Below are 21,013 nucleotides of genomic sequence, written 5' to 3'. Positions count from 1 at the left end.
AATATGCTATTTGCTAAGATTTCGTGTAAAATCTAGCCGAATTTCAAGATACATATGCTCTCAATGCATTTGAGAAACCATATAAGTAAGCTCACTGCCCCCAAAGGCTTTACAAAGCCAAATCCATGCATTATCCCGCCTACTCTTGAATGTGAGCTTTGAAACAAATATACCGTATATATCAGGTTATAAGCTTTTCACATGAAGCAAACCAACAATGCCATTAAGTTCTTAATGGCTCAATACCGCGCAATTTTCAAGAACGCCAACCTTAAGATGATCCTTGCTGCTACCGCAGCTGCCGCCGCCCTGTCTGTAGGCTCTGCTAATGCAGCTGGAAACGGTAAGTGGGAAGCCTCTGATTTTGGTGCTGCAAATGGTGCAACCCAAAAGGGCGAAACCATCAATGCATCCCAGGACTTTAACGCCTCAACTTTACCTCACACTCAGTGGAACTACGCCTCTGGCACCACCACTGTAACCGGCGCAAACACCGTTCTTAACATTACTGGCGCAGCTCTTAAGCACTTTGCTCTTGAGGGCTTAACTGTTGAGAATGGCGCTACCTTAAAGTTAACCAACACTGATGAGACCAACACCCAGATTTTTGGTTATGCCAAAGGTACTGACGCTGGTGGCGATAAGGGCAAACTAACTGTAAACAACGGTTCCATTGAATTAACCAAGGGCTCAATTCTCTTCAATACTGTTGATATTAAGGCAGGCTCAAACATCACTATCCAAGGTGCTGTTGATTACAATGCTACAAATGATCCAGGCAAGAAAGATTGGGCCTACTACGCCAATATTTTTGCTGTGCACGAGACATCAGACACTAGCTCTGCTCTTTCAGTTGAAAATTCAACTGTAAACCTGATGGACAAATCCAGTATTGCTGCCACTGTAAATGCAAAGTTTATTGGCTCAACCATTAACTTTAACGGTACCATGCACACAGATGGCTATAGCACTGCATTTTTCCGTGGTAGCGATGCAACAGCAAAATTAGTTGTCTCTGACGGCACTGTTCTCAATGCTATCGGCGATGGTGCAATTTATAGCAAGAATACCGAAATTAAAGACGGTATTGCCTCAATTGCAGATGGCAAGCACTTATTTATCGACGGTGATTGGACTGGCGGTCACTCTGGCGACGCTACTAAGCACGAAGATGCTAACATTAATCTTGGCAAATTCACCACCAAGGGCACTGGTACCTTAGTTTTAGGTAACAAAACCTCAGGCGGCACTACCACCGTTTCAGGCTCTACTGTAATCAATAGCAAGTTAGAAAACCACACTGCACTGACTGTTTCAGGCGACGGTATTCTTGAGCTTGATGCTGCCAACATCAAGAAAGGCACTACAGGTCTGTTCGCTTCTGATAAGGGCAAGGTAACCCTCTCTGGCGGTACCTTAAGCCTCACAAATCTCACTGAGACTTTAGACCTTGCCGACAATAAGAAGATTGCTTTCGCAACCACTGCAACTAAGGAAAGCATCTACGTCAATACCTCAGGTAAAATCAAGGGCGATAACCTTGCAATCTCTCAGAAGATTACCAATGGAACTGGCCTTTCTGTAGAAGCTAAGAACCTTACCTTAGGTAAAGATGGCACTGATTCAAGTGATCTTGACCTGGGCATCGGTACTGGCACCTTAAAGGCTGAGAACGTAACCTTTAAGTCATCAGCTGACAAGGCTTTTAGCCTCAAGAACAGCCTTAACCTCGACACCATGGGCAATGGCACTATTTCAGGTGCTCTGACCATTGGTACTGCCGCTACAGCAGGTAAGCTCTTTATTACTGAGGGTGATTACACCCTGGAGTCTGGCAAGGACCTGATCGTTAAGAAAGGTTCTGACAGCAATGTTGGCCTTGAAATTTCTAATGCCTCATTAACCGTATCAGGCAAGTTAGCTACCACCGAAACCAACGGTAAGATCAAGCTTTCAGAAGGTAAACTTGATGCCTCTAAGGCAACTGTAGACCTGAAGGCTGGCACTGTAACCATGTCAGGCTACTCAAGCTTAGTCTTAAATGGTTCCAAGCTCGTTAAGCTTTCTGACACTCAAGGTGATTTAGTTGCTTTCCAGAATGGCCTCTTAGCTGACTCAGTAACTGGCGATAACAAGTCCAAGATCATCTTCACTGGCATGTCTTCCATGTCCATGGAGCAGTTCAAGGAGTTAAAGGGCGAGACCACAGGCTTCAAGGGAACATGGGAAGGCTTCGGCATTAACGGTGCAGCAGCAGATAAAGAGCTTGCAATTGGTAAGGTAGAGAGCGGTCTTGGTGGCAACTACTACAACAATACTCAGGCAACTGTTACAACTGCTGGCGCAATTGAAAACTCTTACACTGTAGGTAATATCAAGGTTACTGACGGTGCCAATGCCACAATTTCTGGTGGCTCCCTGACCCTTACCAATGCTTCAGCCAACGGCAGCAATGGCAACTTCATTGTAAATAAGGATGGCAACGCTGGTGGTGTAGCATTTGCTGCTACTGGTGATTCAGTATTAGCCTTACAGAACACAGGTACCATCGGTGCAATCACCTCTGCAGCTGCTGGTAAGGGTGTTGTAATGATCGGTGAGGCCTACAACAACTCCAAGACCGGCAATGTAACCGTATCAGGTAGCATTGGCGCACAAGGTACTTCTGTTGGTGAGCTTGATGTTTCCAGCAACTCAGTCCTGACCGTAAATGGTGACGTTTACACTAAGGAGATGTATACCTTAGCTAACTCCAAGGTCAACATGCCTAATAACAAGTTAGTTATTGGTACAGGCACTGCAAAGGGCGCTGGCTCATCTGAGATCTTTGGCGATCTTACTGCTAAGGAAATCAAGGTAGAAGGCTCTGGTGGTGTTGTATTTGCTGGCGGCGCAACTGTAGATGTAGCCACCCTTGTTGGCACTGATGAGCACTCCTTCATCCAGGTTGGTGAAGATAAGGTTGGTGGTTTAGGTGCAACCGTTCTGGTTGACAAACTCAACCTCAACAGCGGTACCCTTTTCGTTGACCCAGACTTCAATGCTCCAGCAAGCAAGCTCGTTTTAGGTCAGCTTGAGGGCAATAAGCTTAATGGTAAGGCAACTGTTGGTAAGAACGCGATCTTAGCTATCGGCTTTGATAACGAAGAAGATGTAAAGCGCATTCTTTCTCAGTACCTCAACGGCAATGGCAGCTTTGTTTCTGGCTCTGAGGTTCAGAACGCCTTATTACTCAACAAGGGCATCGACCTTGGCCAGAACGACAAGATCATCATCGATCCAGAAGCAACCGCTGGCTCCGCAACTACCGCTGCAGTAGCTTTTGGTAAGGGCTCTGCTCTGGTTGTTACCGATGCTGCTTACACCACTGTAAACGGCAAGAAAGAAGGCTATGCTATCAAGCTGGATAACGGTAACAAGAGCGTTGACGCATCCAAGGGTGGTACCGTAATCCTCTCTGGTAAGTTCAACGCTGGTGACAAGGGCATTACCATCTTCTCTGGCTCTACCATTACCGGTGGTACTTTAGATGTTAAGTCATCTAACGGCCTCATCAGCGGTTCTATCAGTGCATCTGGTACTATCGATTCCCTGAAGCTTGAAGAGGGCAAGCTTGACTCTCAGATGGCTGGTGTATCTGCACCTGTTCGCGATCTGTTCAAGAAGCTCTTAGGCGTTGATGGCGACAAGTACTTAACTGGCAATGGCGTTGGTGCTGAGCTTCTGGCTACTATCGGTACCGATTCCATGACCGGTGTTGAGGCTGATGCTGCTGCTCACGCTGCTACCTATGCTGGCGCACAGCAAGCTGCAGTTGCTTCTGTAAGCACTATGGCTGACGCAATGTTTGGTCGTGTTGGTGCAGTTGGCGTTGAGGCTGCATCTATCGCTGCAACCGGTTCACAGGCTAACGGCGGTGTTTGGGTAAGTCCAATGTACAAGAACGTTGATGCTGACGGCTTCAATGCTGAAGGCGCAACTTACGGTGCTGACATCGACTTAGCTGGCGTAGCCTTTGGTGCTGATACTGTAAATGGCAACATGCGCTTTGGTGCAGTATTTAATATCGGTTCTGGCGATGCTGATGGTAAGGGCAATGGTAACGGCTTAAAGAATGAGTTCGATTACTATGGCTTCGGTATTTACTCAGCTATGGGCTTTGGTAACTTCTCTTTAGTTGGTGATGCTTCCTTAACTGTTATCTCTCACGATGTTGAGGGCTACTCAGGTGTAGAGAGCTTTGGCAATTTAAACGGCAAGGCTGATACCACCGCTGTAACCATGGGCTTAACCGGCCAGTATGCTTTCTCAACCCCAATGGTTGATGTAGTTCCACACGCTGGTGTTCGTTTCACCCGTTTAAATACTGACTCTTACGACCTCAACTCCGCTAAGGGTGTTGTTGGCACTACTGACTTTGATGTACAGAACGTATTCTCTGTTCCAGTTGGTGTAAGCCTTTCTAAGAGCTTAAATGCAGGTGGCTGGTTATTAGCTCCTAGTGCAGACCTGACCATTACTTTCAATGGCGGTGACACTGAAGTTAAGTCCAACACTAAGTTCACCGGTATTACCGAGAACGTAGCTCTGAACACTGAAGTTTTAGATGAAGTAACCTACGGCTTAACCTTAGGCTTAGGTGCTCAGTACGGTGCATTCGGTACCTCCTTCGGTATCAACTACACTGGCTCTGAGAACACCGACAGCTTAGGCGTAAATGCTCAGGCTCGTTACATGTTCTAATGCCTGCTTCACGCTTAATGGCTTGAACTAGGTGAAGAACCGCTAAATTTAAGTTATGACAGCGTCACAGCAGCTCATGTATTGAGCGGGCGCTGTCTAATCAAAGCGATCATGGCTGATGTCAGGGATAGAGCGTCAGTTGTGGTCGCTTTTTAGCTTTAGCTCATGAGATAAGCTGTATGACTTTGCAAAAGGCTCCCTACTCTGCTCATCCCTGATTTATCAGAGATCGTGGGATGTCTTCATAGACGTTTGTTGTGAGTAGATGGGTGCATTTTAGGATGTGCTGTTTGAAATAAGCTCTTCAAGAGAACGATATTGACGATCTAAATACAGGATTAATCGTAAATCTGGCCTAATTATCGTTATATAAGTATAAAAAGTATTCTAGGGGGGGGGCACGATATTTCAGATTGGCCAGTATTTTTCATGAAAACGGCCTACATCGTAAAAATTCACTCGAGACTTTCACAAGCTATTGTGATTGCCAGAGTCTGACTGGACGAATCACCCTACTCAGTGCTCATTAGGTACCTGCTTGTATAAAGCAGAGTTTATGAGCAACTAACATAAGGACTTTAGCACGAACTACCTCATAGTGACATTAGAACTATGCAGTCTAACGTGTTTGCGTGCTAACAAAGTCTATGGTGGTCGCCCTATCTTCTAAAGTCACGCATAGTCATCTCTAGCAAGGTTCTCTGAACCCTTCTCTTATACAGCGATGTAGACATCACACAAACATATCTAATCAGCGATTTTATAAGCATGCTTGAGGCTCTTTAAAGCATATTATGCCTCAACCATATAACATGCATTCAAGACTCACAATCGCGTCATAATTCGGTTTTCAAAGCTTACAAACAATGAAGCAAACCAACAATGCCATCAAGTTCCTGATGGCTCAGTATCGTGCTATTTTCAAGAACGCCAACATCGCAATGGTAGCTGCAATGGCTGCTGCCGCCTTAGCTGCAGGCTCTGCTAATGCCGCTACAACAGACGGTAATCTCGAGCATGATGAGTGGGCAAAGGCTCTAGAAGATGGCAAAGGCACTATTGAAATCACTGGTGTAGCATCCGATCAAGGTGCATCTGGCAAGTTTCAGAATCTCAAGGTTGAAGTAACAACTGGTCAGCAAAAGTTAACCTTGACCTCAGGCCAGAAGCTTGTGTTATCAGACAATACTTCTGCTCCTGAAGCAAATCTGATTTCTGCATCTGGTGACGGCATCTCTCTTAATATCGCTGGCGGCGGTGACCTCGAAGTTAAGTCTGTTCAGAGCAAGAAAGACGAGCTTCGTGGACTTACATTTGCTGCTTTTGATAGCGGTTCTCTGACAGCAGATTTTAATAACGTTAATGTGCAGTCTGTATTTGACATCTCAACTAAGGGCGAAAACTCATCTGTAACTTTAACTGCTAAAAACATCGTTATCGGCGATGGTAAGTTTGTTGAGGATGCTGACAATAATGAAACTCATGGTCGTGCAGTAATTTACCTCGGTACCAGCGGTAAGTTACAGACTGATGGCAGTGGTGCAGCTACCTTAGGTAATGAGGGTACTGTCATTACTATTCACAAGGATGGTAAGTTACGTCCATCAGGCAATAAAGGTGGAACCACTGTTAATGCTGCCCAAGTTAATGTAAATGGCGGTATTATTAGCGTAGGTAGCGCTGTTGCAGATGGTAAAACTAAATACAATGCATCTAAGACCACAATCAATGATGGCTGGTTCTCTGTTAAGCAGAATGCTGCTTTAACTGTAACTGCAGATACCATTGACCTCAACGGCACCTCAGTCATGGATCTTGGCTCTGACGTAGTTGTAGAGGCAGGTACAATTACTGTTGCTCCTACAGCCGTGTTAGCCGCAAGTGATGCTGCTGGCAATATCTCTTTAGGTAAGGATGGCGCTGCTGACGATACTGCCGTCTTAAAGCTTGGTTCCGCCACCTTAAAGCAGTACCTCACTGCCAAAGATGCAAACGATAAGGCTCTCAAGTATTTAGATGAGAACAAGCAGTTTAAGGCTGAGGGTGATGCACGTTTCTCAGCGGCCGTTTCTGGTTCCATTACCTTAAAGAGCGGCGGTACTCTCGAGCTAACTGATACCGAAAATCTCGATGTAGCTCATACCGATATCTTCAAGTTTGCTACAAGCTCTACTGATGGCAAAATCTATGTAAGCGGTGCTGGTACCTTAAAAGGCCAAAATCTGACCGTTTCAAAGGCATTAACTGATGCAGGCGCTCTTGAAGTTGCTGCAAAGAGCTTAACCTTAGGCTCTGCAGAATTTGACGGTAAAAAAGCTCTCGGTGTTGGCAACTTCTGGGCTGAGAATGTTACCCTTGTAAATAATAAGAATGCTAAAGAGTTCGTCCTGCAAGACACTCTGCAGCTTGAGAACGCAGCAGAAGGCACTATTAAGGGCAATGTAAATGTTAAAGGCAATAAGGCAAAGATCGAGATCTTAGCTGGTAGCAACATCAAAGCTCTTAATGACCTCGTAATCACCAGCGGCTCTGTAGGTATTGCTTCTGATGCCACCTTAACCGTTGCTGGCAAGTTAGTAACCACTGCAACTGACGGTACTATCACCTTAGAAGACGGTAATTTAGACGCTTCTAAGGCAAGTGCATATGAGCTTGGTGCTAACACTATTAAGATGAAAGGCGCATCAACCCTTACTTTAGATGGCTCTAAGTGGTTTAGCACTGTCAACGAGGGTACAGACCTTGTTAAATTTAAGGATAAGGTTGCTGGTGATGCAGTTTCTGGCAACAATATCGCCACCTTAAAGCTCACTGGCATTCAATCCATGACCATGGAGCAGTTCCAGGAGCTGAAGAAAGATACCAAATTTACTGGTCTCTTTGAGGGCTTCACTGTATCTACTAACAATCCTGCTGAGCCATCTTTAGGTTTAGGTGCGGTTGAGACTGGTACTCCTGAGAGTGTCTATCATGGTACTCAGGTAACAGTAACCGAGAAGATTGCTGACAAGACCTACAATGTTGGTAGCGTTGAGCTTAATGGTGCTGGCAGCACCTTAGATCTTGAGTCAACCAATGGCTCAAACCTTACTCTTACCAATGCAGGCGCTAACAGCAATGCCAACAACAACTTCGTACAGAAGAAGGGTAGCAAGGTTGCTGCAGGCGTAACTCTGTCCGGCGATAAGACAGTACTGAGTCTGCAGGGTGCTGGTAACATCGGCGCAATCGATGCCAAGACTGATAAACATGGTGCTTTCGTAGTTGGCTCTTTTGACGGCTCTAAGACCGGCAATGTAGTTGTTAAGGGCAATATCGGTGAAACTCAAGCTCTAAACGTTGTTCAGGCATCTAACAACTCAACCATGACTGTTGAGGGTACTATTGTTAAGACCAATGAACTCCATGTAATGCCAGGTGCAGAGATTGTTGCTGGCAAGGCAGGCATTACCGTTGGTGCAAGTGGCGATGACGTAACCATTCTGGGCGACATTACTGCTAAGTCATTAACTTTCTCAGCTACTGATAGCCATCAGTTAATCGCTGGCGGTGCTACTCTTGATCTCGGTACTTTAATTGGCGCATCAGGCACTACTATTCAGGTTGGTGATGATGCTGAGGGTGGTTTAGGTGCAACTGTTCTGGTAGGTTCTTTAGACTTACAAAACGGCACCATCTTTGTTGATCCTGCTTATGGTGACAAGGCATCATTAGTGATCGCAGATTCCCTTTCAGGCGTTTCAACTCCTAGCGATACCGATGCCGGCACCTTAAACGGCAATGCTATTGTAGGCAACAATGCTGCTTTAGGTATTGGTTTTGCCTCCGTGGCTGAGCTCAAGGCAGTAATTGGCACTTACTTAGACGCTGATGAGTCGTTCACCGCAACCCCAGATGCATCAAAGAATCAGCTTGCTAATGCCTTAGTTGTAAACAAGAATGTAACTGTTGGCGACGGCAAGGGTATCACCCTGCAGAAGGGCGCAACAACTTCTACCCAAGTAACTCCTAATACTATTGATCTTGGCGCAGGTACTGGTTTAATTGTTACCGACAATGCCTTTGCTAAGGGTACTGACGGTTCCAAGACTGGTCCAGCCATCAAGTTTAATAACAATGATGGTAAGGTAACTGCGGCAGCTGGTTCTTCAGTTGTCTTAGTGGGTGACTTTACCGCTGCCGATAAGGGCCTGGTAATCTTCGACGATAACAGTGGCGGCGCTACAGTGAGTGGAAATCCAAAGGTTGTTGCCGCTGGTGGTCTGTTAAGTGGCTCCCTCGCTGTTAATGGCTCTATCGCTTCTCTGGCTATAGATCCTGTTGCTGAGAAAGCAATCCGTTCTGAGGTTTCTGCTCCTGTTGGTCAGCTGTTTGTTGACTTTGCTAACGGTAAGTTTGATGGTTCTACTGGTTCAGGTTATGACTTCTTAACCAAGGCAATTAGCAACAAGCAGTTCAAGGCCGTTGATGCTGCTGCTCACGCTGCTACCTACGCTGGTGCACAGCAGGCTGCTGTAGTATCCGTAACCACCATGGCTGACGCTATGTTTGGTCGTGTTGGTGCTGTAGGCGTTGAGGCTGCTTCCATCTCTGCAACTGGCTCACAGGCTAACGGCGGTGTTTGGTTAACCCCAATGTACAAGTCCATGGACTCCGACGGCTTTAACGCTCAGGGTGCTTCCTATGGCTCAGACGTTGACGCTGCTGGCGTAGCATTCGGTGCTGATACTGTAAACGGCAACATGCGTTTCGGTGCAGTATTTAACATCGGTTCTGGTGATGCCGAGGGTAAGGGCAATGGTAACGGCTTAAAGGATGAGTTCGATTACTACGGCTTTGGTATCTACTCAGCAATGGGCTTTGGTAACTTAGCTTTAGTTGGCGACGCATCCTTAACTGTAATCTCTCACGATGTTGAGGGCTTAGGCTTACGTGGTAAGGCAGACACCACTGCTGTAACCATGGGCTTAACTGGTCAGTACACTGTATCCACCCCAATGGTTGATGTAACCCCACACTTAGGTGCTCGTTTCATCCGCTTAAATACCGACTCTTATGACTTAGTTGGTGCTGACGGTGCTATCGCTACTACAGACTTTGATGTACAGAACGTCTTCTCAGTACCTTTAGGTGTAACTCTTTCTAAGGGCTTCACCACTGGCGGCTGGACCTTAGCTCCTAGCGCAGACCTGACCATTACCTTCAATGGCGGTGACACTGAGGCTAAGTCATCTACCACCTTCACTGGCATCAAGGCTATCAACATGAATACCGAGGTGCTTGATGAGGTTACCTACGGCTTAACCTTAGGCTTAGGTGCTCAGTACGGTGCATTTGGTACCTCCTTCGGTATCAACTACACTGGCTCTGAGAATACCGATTCCTTCGGTGTTAACGCTCAGTGCCGTTACATGTTCTAATCCCTACTTTGCGCCTTTAGTGCGTAAATTAGGTTAGAACCTCTAAATCTATGTTCTAGGCAGCGTCAGAGCAGCTCATGTATTGAGCGGGCGCTGTCTATTCAAAGCGATCATGGCTGATGTCTGGGATAGAACATTAGTTGTGGTCGCTTTTTCGTTTTTGTGTACGATAGATTTTGCTGTGCCTAGACAAAAGCACTTGTCTATGCGGCAATGCTTTACGAAGTGATGCAGATGTTTTAGAAAATGCTGTTTCTTAAGCCAGCTTTTGCACTGTGTAAAATGGAGAATAGTTAAAAAATAAGCATCAAAATATACTTTTATGTGAGTGACTTGCGGCAGAAATACCCTTAAATATATCAAATTTATGTTGTATTAGTATAGAAAATATGCTAGGGGGGGGGGGCGTCTAGTTCAGATGCGCCAGTCTAAAGCATAAGCCATGTCTATATTGCAAAAAACCAAATCGAGACTGTCACAAATACGCTGTGATTATAGTGATAGCTAGAAACAGAACAGACTGGTCTAATCGCCCTATCTTATGCATCCCATGACTTTTTCTCTCCTACAGCTAAAGCTCATGCCAAATCAACATAAGGTCTTTAGCACCTGATATACATCGTGACCTCCATGGTCTTATGTATTGGCGTGCTACATAGATTGCGGGCTATGACCTATATCCTGAAGTTACGCATAGTCTTATCTAGCAAACTTCACAGAGTCTTGAGCATCAAAATCGATATAGACGGCAAACAAACATATCTCTAAAGCGATTTGTATCTGCACGCGCATCACTCTTAAATACGCATACGATGCCATCCGCTAAGGAGTGCAGTCTAGCCTCCAAATCGCACAACAATTCGGTTTATTAAGCTTAAATAGAATGAAGCAAACCAACAACGCCATTAAGTTCTTAATGGCTCAATATCGTGCAATTTTCAAGAACGCCAACATCGCCATGGTAGCTGCTATCGCAGCCGCCGCTTTAGCATCTGGTCAGGCACAGGCTGCAGCAGGTGACTTAGAGAAAAAGGATTGGGCTGGCTTAGATGGTGAGGTTAAGGTAGGTACAGGTGCTCCTACCTACTCTGGCTCACTATCTTTAGCAGCAACTGCAGATGAAGATGTAGTTAATGACAAAAAGTTCACACTTAAGATAATTGAGGGCGCAGGTCATACTATCAAAGGTCACACAGGCGACCTTGGTAAGTTTACTGCGAAAAGCGGATCTTTAGTTATTGCTGGCAAAGGTGCAGTTGGTGCCACTCAGCTTGAAGTTGGCAATACTAATGGCGTACAAGTTACTTTCAAGGATATCAGTGTAACTAAGGGTACCTTAGCGCTTACTAAGGGTGCTATTAACGCTGAGACTATCACTTTAGGTGATACCTCCAAGCTGACCATGGCAGCAGGTGTTGTATCTGCAGGTAAGATTTCTTTACAAAGTGGCTCTACTGTAGAAATTACAAAGGGTACTTTAGGTAAGACTGGTGCAACTATCACCGTTGGTAAAGACGCTACATTGCAATCTAAGAGCACAACTCAAAATGATGCAAACTTAGACGGCAAACTAAGTGTTGCTGGTACTCTGGATGTAGGAGATCAGAAGCATTTAACTATCAAGGGCGCAGCTGAGTTCCAGAGCGGTTCTACTTTTATCAGCTCAGGCACAACTATCCTCGCTGAAGGCGGCACCATTCACGATAATGCAACCCTAACAGTTGGCGCAGCTTCTGATATCCGTATTGGCGAGGCTACTTTAACCTTAAGCTCTGCAAATCTTAAGAAGCTCCTTGGCGGAGCAACTGCTAAGGTTGAGAGCATGTCTGATAAGCATGCAGTAGTTCAGCTCTCTGATGAAACCACCGCTGAAAAGGCTCTGGATTTAGCAACTACAGATATCATCGGTGCATCAGACGGTGCTGTAAGTGCTAAGCTTGCAAAGCAAGGTAATGGCAGTCTGACTGTAAAGACCGATTATGCTAAGTACGCAGGCGCTAATGAAATTGTTGGTCAGGATGGCGTAACCCTCTCTTTCAAGGGCTTTACTGCTGGTAAAGATGCAGCTGTAACCTTCAAGAGCGGTACCGTTGCTGTTTCTGAGTCTTTAGCTATTGCTGGTAAGAAAGCTTTAACTTTAAATAGCGGCAGTGCACTGACCTTAGATGGCGATAGTGGTTCTGTAGACGCTGCATCAGTAGCAATTGGTTCAGGCAGCGAAACTGGCACTTTAACTGTTAAGAAAGGCACTTGGACTTTACCTGCCATTACAGTAACAAAGGGTAAAGCTGAAGTTGCAAAAAACGCAACTCTTAAGGTAAATGGCGCACTCACAGCAACAAAAGAAGCTCAGTTAGTTGTAAATGGCGGTACCGTTGATGTTCAGGGCAGTGGCTCATTAGTTCTTAAAGGTGCAGCTAAAAATACCGTGAAGCTGAGCAAAGGCGGCGTTCTTAAGATCGATGCAGCTGATATCCTTAAGGGTACTGAGTTTGTCGACACAAACTTTGCAAAGGGCTCTGTTTCAGGCGACGGTAGCACCGTGATTGTGGTTGCTGGCGGTAAGCTGACTTCAGATGAATTCGAGACATTCTATGGTGAGACTGGCTTTGGCGGCGTCTTTGACATGGATGTTGAGATCGATGTTAAGGGTGAGCTTACTACAGACAGCGTATTACCAGGCCTCAAAACTGACGCTTACAACAAAAAGACCTTAAATGTTGCTAACTCTAGCAAGAACAGCATCACTGCAGCATTCTCTGTTGGTAACGTAAATGTTAAGGCCCCAGAAGATGTTAAGCTCGCTGCTGGCGGTAGCTTAATCTTAAACAATGCTTCTGCTGAGGGCATCAAGGGTAACTTTGTAACCAAGCAGTCTGACGCTGGTACTGCAGTTGGCGGTGTTGAGTTTGGCGATGCTGATAACTCCTTAACCTTAGTTGGCGCAGGTAAAATTGCAGCTATTACTGCAACAGCTGATAATAAAGGCAAAGTAGTCATTGGCCTGGGCGGTGAGTCTGGTAATCCTGGCGCTGTTACTGTGGTAGAGGGCTATAGCATTGGTGGTACTGGCAAGCAGATTATCGACCTTACTCTGAATTCTGGCTCATCTCTGAAAGTAGAATCTGGTGATGTATTCACTGTTAACCTCGACTCACAGGCTGGTACTGTAGTTGACGTTAAGGGCAACATTACAACCAATGACCTGCAGTTTATCGGTACTTCCCTGAAGGCAAACTCTTTAGAATTAACCACTGGTTCCGGCAATACTGCTAATGAAAACGTGATTGCTGGTGGCGCTAAGGTTCAGTTAGGCACTCTGAAGCTGGCTGACAAGCAGCTGCTTGAGATCGGTCAGAACTTAGATGATTCAGAGAACAGCTCAACTGCTACTGTATATGCTGGTACTTTAGACCTGAATACTGGCGCTGTATTCGTAGACCCAACCAGCTCTGTTGGTTATTCCTTACTGGCTGTAAACAACCTGTCTGGCCATGTAAATGGCAACTACGCTGGTACTTTAAAAGGTACTGTAACCGTAGGTAACAATGGCGTATTTGGCGTTGGCTTTGACAACGAGCAAGAGCTTGTAGACATGCTCTCTAAGTACACCGATGGCAATGGTGCACTTAAGGACTTCAAGAGTGCATTAGTTCTGGATAAGAACGTTACTTTATCCAATACTACTGATGGTTTAACTGTTGATCCTTCTGCTAACGCTGCTACTGCAAAGAAAGGCGAGATCAACTTCAAGTCAGGTTCTGCCTTAGTAATCACCGACGAGGTATACGGTGTTGATTCTGATGGCAACAAGACTGGCGCTGCCATTACATTCACTAATGGTACCGTTAACTTAGATCGTAATTCTACGCTTGTTGTAGTTGGTGACTTCTCTGGTGCTGACAAGTCTTTCAAGGTATTTGAAGGCGCTACTACTGTTTCAGGTTCTATGACCATTGAGTCTGCTAACGGCCTGTTAACTGGCTCGACAGATAGAGACGGTACTGCTGGTCTGTCTTTCAGCCGTGAGAATGCTGATAAGTTAGGTGCATTTGCTGATGCTTCTGCTCCAGTACGTGAAGTTCTGTATGGCAAGTTAAGCGGCGATATCAAGGGCAAGGGCTTAGGCTTTGACCTGATCTCTGACGTTGCAACCTCCACTTTATCTGGTGCTGTTGCTGACGCAGCTGCTCATGCTGCTACCTACGCTGGTGCTCAGCAGGCTGCTGTAGTATCTGTAACCACCATGGCTGACGCTATGTTTGGTCGTGTTGGCTCTGTAGGCGTTGAGGCAGCTACCATCTCAGCAACTGGCTCTCAGGCTAATGGCGGTGTTTGGTTAACCCCAATGTACAAGTCAATGGATGCTGACGGCTTCAACGCTCAGGGCGCATCCTATGGTTCTGACGTTGATGCTGCTGGTGTTGCATTCGGTGCTGATAGTGTAAACGGCAACATGCGTTTTGGTGCTGTATTTAACATCGGTTCTGGTGAGTCAGAGGGTAAGGGCAACGGTAACGGCTTAAAGGATGAGTTTAACTACTACGGCTTCGGTGTTTACTCAGCAATGGGTGTTGGCAGCTTTGCTTTAGTTGGTGACGCATCCGTAACTGTTGTTTCTCACGACGTTACTGGTTTAGGCCTCAAGGGTGAAGCAGATACTACCGCTTTAACCATGGGCGTAACCGGTCAGTACACTATTTCAACACCATCTGTAGATGTAACTCCACACTTAGGTGCTCGTTTAACCCGTCTTGACACCGACAGCTACGACTTAATCTCCGATGATGGCGTTGTTGCAAATACTGACTTTGATGTACAGAACGTCTTCTCAATCCCATTAGGCGTAACTCTTTCTAAGGGCTTCACCACTGGCGGCTGGACTTTAGCTCCTAGCGCAGATCTGAGCGTAACCTTCAACACTGGTGACACTGAGGCTAGCTCAACCACTCGCTTCAGCGGCATGAACAAGAACATCGGCCTTAACACCGAGGTTCTTGATGAGGTTCAGTACGGCTTAACCGTTGGTTTAGGTGCTCAGTACGGTGCATTTGGTACCTCTTTCGGTCTCAACTACACTGGTTCTGAGAACACCGATTCCTTCGGTGTTAACGCTCAGGCTCGTTACATGTTCTAATACCTACTTTGCGCCTCTTGTGCGTAACTTAGGTTAGAACCTTAAAAACTATATTCTAGGCAGCGTCACAGCAGCTCATGTATTGAGCAGGCGCTGTCTAATCAAAGCGATCATGGCTGATGTCTGGGATAGAGCGTCAGTTGTGGTCGCTTTTTTCGTATGAGGCATGTATGAATATCCTTCAGACCGTACTTTTGGCTTTCACCGTTTGTTAGGACGCCCCTTTTGGCTTAACTGCTGGCGTGAAACAGTACTCATAGAATTTCTGCGAATTTAAAAAGGATCTTTTACTTTACATTCACTGCCAAGTTTTTGTGCACAAGGACGATCGTCGTCTCACTTTTTGTATATCTTGCAAAGAGCAGTTGATTTTAACTGAATATGTTTAGTGCCTTAGAAGTACTATAGCGTTTGTATATTGTGACCCATAAACAAGTGTATACGACAATTTGAGTTTATCCGTAGTCAAGCATGCAGTTTTAAAGGCGTAGCTTCACTTGTGCAAGTCAAATACAAATCAAACATAAGATTTCACGCTTCATGAAGCAAACTAACAACGCCATTAAGTTCTTGATGGCTCAATACCGTGCTGTCTTCAAGCACGCCTACCTTGCAAGCCTCGGTGCCTCTTTAGTTGCAGCCACTGCCCTACTCTCTGCCCCTGCTGCCGCTGCTGCAGCACCTCAAGGCCCTACCACAGCCACTGCAATGGACGATGCAGCATTTAAAGCCCACACAGATCCTGAGTTAGTTATTGGTGGCGATGGCGCAACTCACAATAAGCTGACTCTTACAGCTGCGTTAGCCGATTCAGCTGCTAAAGAAGTAAACATCACCCTCAAAGCAGGTGAGAGCACTTTCCTTGGTGTGGCTGCAGTTACTTCTCCAGCTCCTGGTACTCCTGCCAAAACCAATCTCGACCTTAGTGCTGCAACTTTAAATATCAATCAGGCCGATCCAGCTACAGCTGCTAAATTAACCATTGGCGATGGCACCAACGCTGTTAAAGTAAAACTTGAAAGCCTTACTGTAACTAAAGGCACTTTAGAACTTAATAGTGCCGCTAAAGCTAATGCTACATTAGAAACTGGCCCAATTACCATTGGTGCGGCAGCTGAGTCTGCCCCAAAACAACCAGACGCCGTTGTTAATATCGGTGCTGGTGGTGTACTTGGCAAGTCCGGTGCTCAGATTACAGTAAATACCACCGGCAAGGTATCCGCATCTGGTGAGGGCGCTAAGCTCATTGGTAACGTAGCGATCAGTGGCGGTACCGTTGCTGCCGATGAGAGCATGACTATTGAAGGCGATTTAACTGCAAATGCTGGTGCTTTAACTACAAAACAAGACAAGACTGCTACTGTAACTGGCAATGCAACCTTTACAGGAAAAGACTCTCTTACTAATAGCGGTACTCTGGTAGTTAAGGGTGATGCTGTCTTTGCAGACAAGTCTGTTAAGGAGTCTACAGGTTCCGTTACCTTTACTAAGACTGCCAGCATGAATGGCGATACTCTTAAGAAATTCTTGGCTGGTGAGGTTAAGTCAGCTGACAGCGCCCATGCTGTGTTAACCGTAAGTGGCAGTGGCTCTGTTGCATTAGATTCTACTGGCTTAACCTTAATTGATGAGTCTGGTGATGGCGCAATCAATGCCAACTTAAAAAATGGCGCTGATGGCACTTTAACTGTTCATGTGGCTCAAGGTACTCTTGCCTCCAACGCTATTAGCGGCGCAGCAGCAACTCAAAGCGGTGTAGTCTTATCCTTTGACACCCTCACTCTTGGTAATGGTAAAGGTGATGTAACTGCTAAAGCTGCAAACCTCAAGGTTTCAAAGGCCTTAACTGTTTCAGGCGACCATGCTTTAGTTCTTTCCGACGCCTCTAAGTTAACCCTTAAGGCAGCTGATCAAGTGCTAAAGACTATTGGCGGTAAAGGCGTGACTGTTGGCGCTGCTGCTGGCCCAAGTGGTTCGCCAGCTGGCTCGGCAGGCTCATTAGCTGTAGAAGGTGGTAAATGGTCAGTTAAAGACCTGAACATCGTTTCAGGTGCTGCTACTGTAACCAATAGCACTTTGACAGTAACAGGTACCCTTACCACAACTGCTGGTGCAGGTGATACCGACCCAGCTGCAGGTTCAATCACCGCTGATGCCTCAACCATAGATGTATTAGGCTCAGGTGGCTTATTAGCTATTAAGAAGGGTGGCGTAACTCTTGAGAATACTGCCGAGCTGCACGTCGATGCTACAGATATCTTCCAAGATGGCAAGAAAACTTTAGATAACAATAAGGTTGCTAGTGGCTCTTTAGTTGGTGGTTCTAATACAGTCTTAGTAATTAAGGATGCAAACGGCAAGGATCTTTCCTTAACTCAGGCTGAGTTTAAGGCTTTAAAGGCTGCAAATACTGGCTTTAAAGGCCTGTACAAGGTAAATATTAGCGACCTTCAGGCTCCAACTGGCCCTGTTGAGCTCGGTAGCGTCGAGGGTAACAACACCAGCGACGTTTACGAAAAGACTACAGTCACTGTAACTGATGGCGCTGCTACCCCTGTAGATAAGGTTATTTCCGTTGGTAACATTCAAGTTAAGAACGATAAAGACCTTTCTTTGGGTGAAGGCGGTGCTGTTACCTTAAACACTCCTAGTGCAGACGGCTTCTTTGTCTCTAAGAGCGGTGCTTCAGGCACTGAGGTCGCAAACGTTACCTTTAAGGAAGCTGACAATGCCTTAACCTTATATGGCTCTGGCCAGATCGGCGCTATTGTAAACGGTAGCTCTGCAACTGGCGGCTCACTCACTGTTGGCTCTGAGAGCAAGAATGGTGATGTTGTAGTAAAGGGCAGCATTGGCCAAACTGGCGCTGGTAAGGACGTTCAGAGCGTTATCGTGAATAAAGGCTCCAAGCTTAAGGTTGAGGGTGACTTATATACCAAGTCCTTAGACCTTGCTAAGGGCACTTCTCTGAACGCAAATAATGGCGAAGGCGCAGTCGTTATCAACGGTAAAGGCTCGATCTTAGGTAATGTAACTGCTGGCTCATTAGAATTTGCTAAGGCAGGTACTGATACCGATAAGATCAAAAACACCATCGCAGGTGACGTAGAAGTCAACGTTGGTTCGCTGTCTATTGCCGACCATAATGTTCTGACTATTGGTCAGGACGGTGCTGCAGAGACTAGCACCACTGCAACCGTATTTACTAACAGCTTAAAGATGAGTGCAGGCTCAACTATCTTTGTTGACCCATCATACCAAAAGCCAGCAACCGTTCTTGGTACTAAGACCTTAACCGATGGCACCACAGATGATGGTGTAAACGTAGCTGCAGGTAATATCATTGTTGGTAAAAACGCTGCATTTGGTCTTGGCTTTGATAAGGCTGAGTTCAATTCAGTTATGGCTAACTACCTTGTAGATGGCAAGTTTACTGATCCTGCTGAGCACAAGGGTGGTTATGCCAACGCTTTAGTACTTGGTGATAGCTTAGTTATTGCCAGCGGCAATGGTGTTTCTGTTGACCACAACTTAACTGATGAAAAAGTGGCAGAAGGCACTGCTGCTACTCCAGACAACGTCAAACTAGGTGCTAAAGCAGCCCTGATCATCACTGATAAGGCATTTGGTGCTGACAAGCAAGGTGCTGCTATTACCTTTGGTAAGACTGGTGAAAATGTTTCAGATGCCAAGGTTGTAAGTGAAGATTCATCAGTTATTTCTTTAGTTGGTGACTTTGATGCTAACGATACCAACTTAAAGATCTTTGCAGCTGTTGATGGCGGTGCTGCAGGTACTGTTAAGATTCAAAACGCCAATGGTATCACGGTAAAGGCTTTAGGCGGTCTGTTAGAAGGCACATTAAGCGGCACTACTGGCACTTTAGATAAGCTTCAGCTTTCTCCAGATGCTGATAAGAAGGCTTATGATGGTGTTGCACGCCCAGTTGGCGACTTCTTCTTAGGTCTGGCTAATGGTAACTACGCTGTAGACAGCACTCAAGCTGGTCATAAGTTCGTAACCGCTGTTGCTGACACAGCTGGTGGATTCAAGGTAGTTGATACCGCTGCTCACGCTGCAACCTATGCTGGTGCTCAGCAGGCTGCCGTCGCCTCTGTAACCACCATGGCTGACGCTATGTTTGGTCGTGTTGGCGCTGTAGGCGTTGAGGCTGCCTCCATCTCTGCTACTGGCTCACAGGCTAATGGCGGTGTTTGGTTAACCCCAATGTACAAGAGCTTAGATGCTGACGGCTTCAACGCTGAGGGTGCTTCATACGGCTCAGAGGTTGACTTAGGCGGCGTTGCTTTCGGTGCTGATACTGTAAACGGCAATATGCGCTTTGGTGCTGTATTTAACATCGGTTCTGGTGATGCAGATGGCAAGGGCCAGGGTAATGGCTTAAAGGACGAGTTTGACTACTACGGCTTTGGTATCTACTCAGCAATGGGCTTTGGTAGCTTTGCCTTAGTGGGTGACGCTTCCATGACCGTAATCTCTCATGAGGTTGAAGGCTTAGGCTTACGTGGTAAGGCAGACACCACTGCTGTAACCATGGGCTTAACTGGTCAGTACACTGTTGCTACACCTGCTGTTGATGTAACCCCACACTTAGCTGCTCGATTCATCCGTCTGAACACTGATTCTTATGACTTAATCGGTGCTGATGGTGCAATTGCTACTACTGACTTTGACGTTCAGAACGTCTTCTCAGTACCTCTTGGCGTAACCTTATCCAAGGCTTTCGTTGCAGGTGGCTGGTCATTAGCTCCTAGCGCAGACTTAACCGTTGCCTTCAACACTGGTGACACTGAGGCTAAGTCAACCACTACATTCTCAGGTATTGGTCATGGCATCAACTTGAATACTGAGGTTCTTGATGAAGTTCAGTATGGCGTAACCTTTGGCTTAGGTGCTCAGAACGGTGCATTCGGTACCTCACTGAATGTTAACTACACTGGCTCTTCTAACACCGACAGCTTCGGCGTAAACGCTCAGTGCCGTTACATGTTCTAATACCTACTTTGCGCCTCTTGTGCGTAACTTAGGATAGAACCTTTAAATCTTTGTTCTAGACAGCGTCAAAGCAGCTCATATATTGAGCAGGCGCTGTCTTATCAAAGCGATCTTGGCTGATGTCAGGGATAGAGCATCAGTTGTGGTCGCTTTTTTCATATAGATCCATGTAAATTTGCTCGTCGTAAAGGCCAAAAATTTATCAATTGGTTCACTATCAGGAGTCGATTTGGACTGATGCGTGCGTCACTATTATTATGTCGCAAATACGTATAATCTTGATATGTATACAAAATTTCTAACTATTTATTAGGCCTTAAAAAGTGTATCTAGTCTTCAGTAAGACCTGAATTTTTCTAAATATCGTACAATATCTTATATATAAACACAACATATCTTACACAATTATTAAGGGCTAAAGCTTCATAAACCTGATGCTTTAGCCCTTTTTTTATTTTTAGAAAATCACTCACGAAACCATTGATAATATGCTATAATTATTCGTGCGATTTGTACGAATATCTTAAGCAATATTTAGGACAATATTATCATGGCTTTGTACAGAAATCTTAAGCAAGTTCCAATACCTAAAGATGCCAAAGTATCACCTAAAAGCAAAAGAGTTTATGTGAGCTCAAATCCTAGTGGTATTAGAAGAAAACGTGAGATTGGTGAAGAGACTGAGCCAGGCATGATG

4 protein-coding genes are annotated in these 21,013 nt (G+C 45.7%); all 4 read left to right on the top strand.

Annotated features, from left to right (window positions below; genetic code table 11):
- Positions 1 to 201 precede the first annotated feature (201 nt).
- The 4 genes from H524_RS0113175 to H524_RS0113160 all read left to right on the top strand — a co-directional run bounded on the left by H524_RS0113175 (position 202) and on the right by H524_RS0113160 (position 20,316).
- Positions 202 to 4,743 carry an autotransporter domain-containing protein gene (locus H524_RS0113175; RefSeq protein WP_027940511.1) on the top strand — a complete coding sequence of 1,514 codons (4,542 nt, stop codon included), beginning with the start codon at positions 202 to 204 and terminating at the stop codon, positions 4,741 to 4,743.
- An 866-nt stretch (positions 4,744 to 5,609) separates the two neighbouring features.
- Positions 5,610 to 10,163, top strand: coding sequence for an autotransporter outer membrane beta-barrel domain-containing protein (locus H524_RS0113170; protein ID WP_027940510.1), 4,554 nt, complete (start codon positions 5,610 to 5,612; stop codon positions 10,161 to 10,163).
- Between the two features lie 883 nt (positions 10,164 to 11,046).
- Positions 11,047 to 15,300, top strand: coding sequence for an autotransporter domain-containing protein (locus tag H524_RS0113165; RefSeq protein WP_027940509.1), 4,254 nt, complete (start codon positions 11,047 to 11,049; stop codon positions 15,298 to 15,300).
- Positions 15,301 to 15,840: 540 nt separating this feature from the next.
- On the top strand, positions 15,841 to 20,316 hold the full coding sequence (locus tag H524_RS0113160; protein ID WP_027940508.1) for an autotransporter domain-containing protein: 4,476 nt from the start codon (positions 15,841 to 15,843) through the stop codon (positions 20,314 to 20,316).
- Positions 20,317 to 21,013 lie beyond the last annotated feature (697 nt).

Source organism: Anaerobiospirillum succiniciproducens DSM 6400 (assembly GCF_000482845.1).
Classification (GTDB): Bacteria; Pseudomonadota; Gammaproteobacteria; order Enterobacterales; family Succinivibrionaceae; genus Anaerobiospirillum; species Anaerobiospirillum succiniciproducens.
This window is presented reverse-complemented; position numbering and strand designations above follow the sequence as displayed.

What these genes read in the sequence shown, in the direction of transcription:
- H524_RS0113175 (WP_027940511.1), top strand. Translation starts at nt 202, where the DNA reads ATGAAGCAAACCAACAATGCCATTAAGTTCTTAATGGCTCAATACCGC.
- H524_RS0113170 (WP_027940510.1), top strand. Translation starts at nt 5,610, where the DNA reads ATGAAGCAAACCAACAATGCCATCAAGTTCCTGATGGCTCAGTATCGT.
- H524_RS0113165 (WP_027940509.1), top strand. Translation starts at nt 11,047, where the DNA reads ATGAAGCAAACCAACAACGCCATTAAGTTCTTAATGGCTCAATATCGT.
- H524_RS0113160 (WP_027940508.1), top strand. Translation starts at nt 15,841, where the DNA reads ATGAAGCAAACTAACAACGCCATTAAGTTCTTGATGGCTCAATACCGT.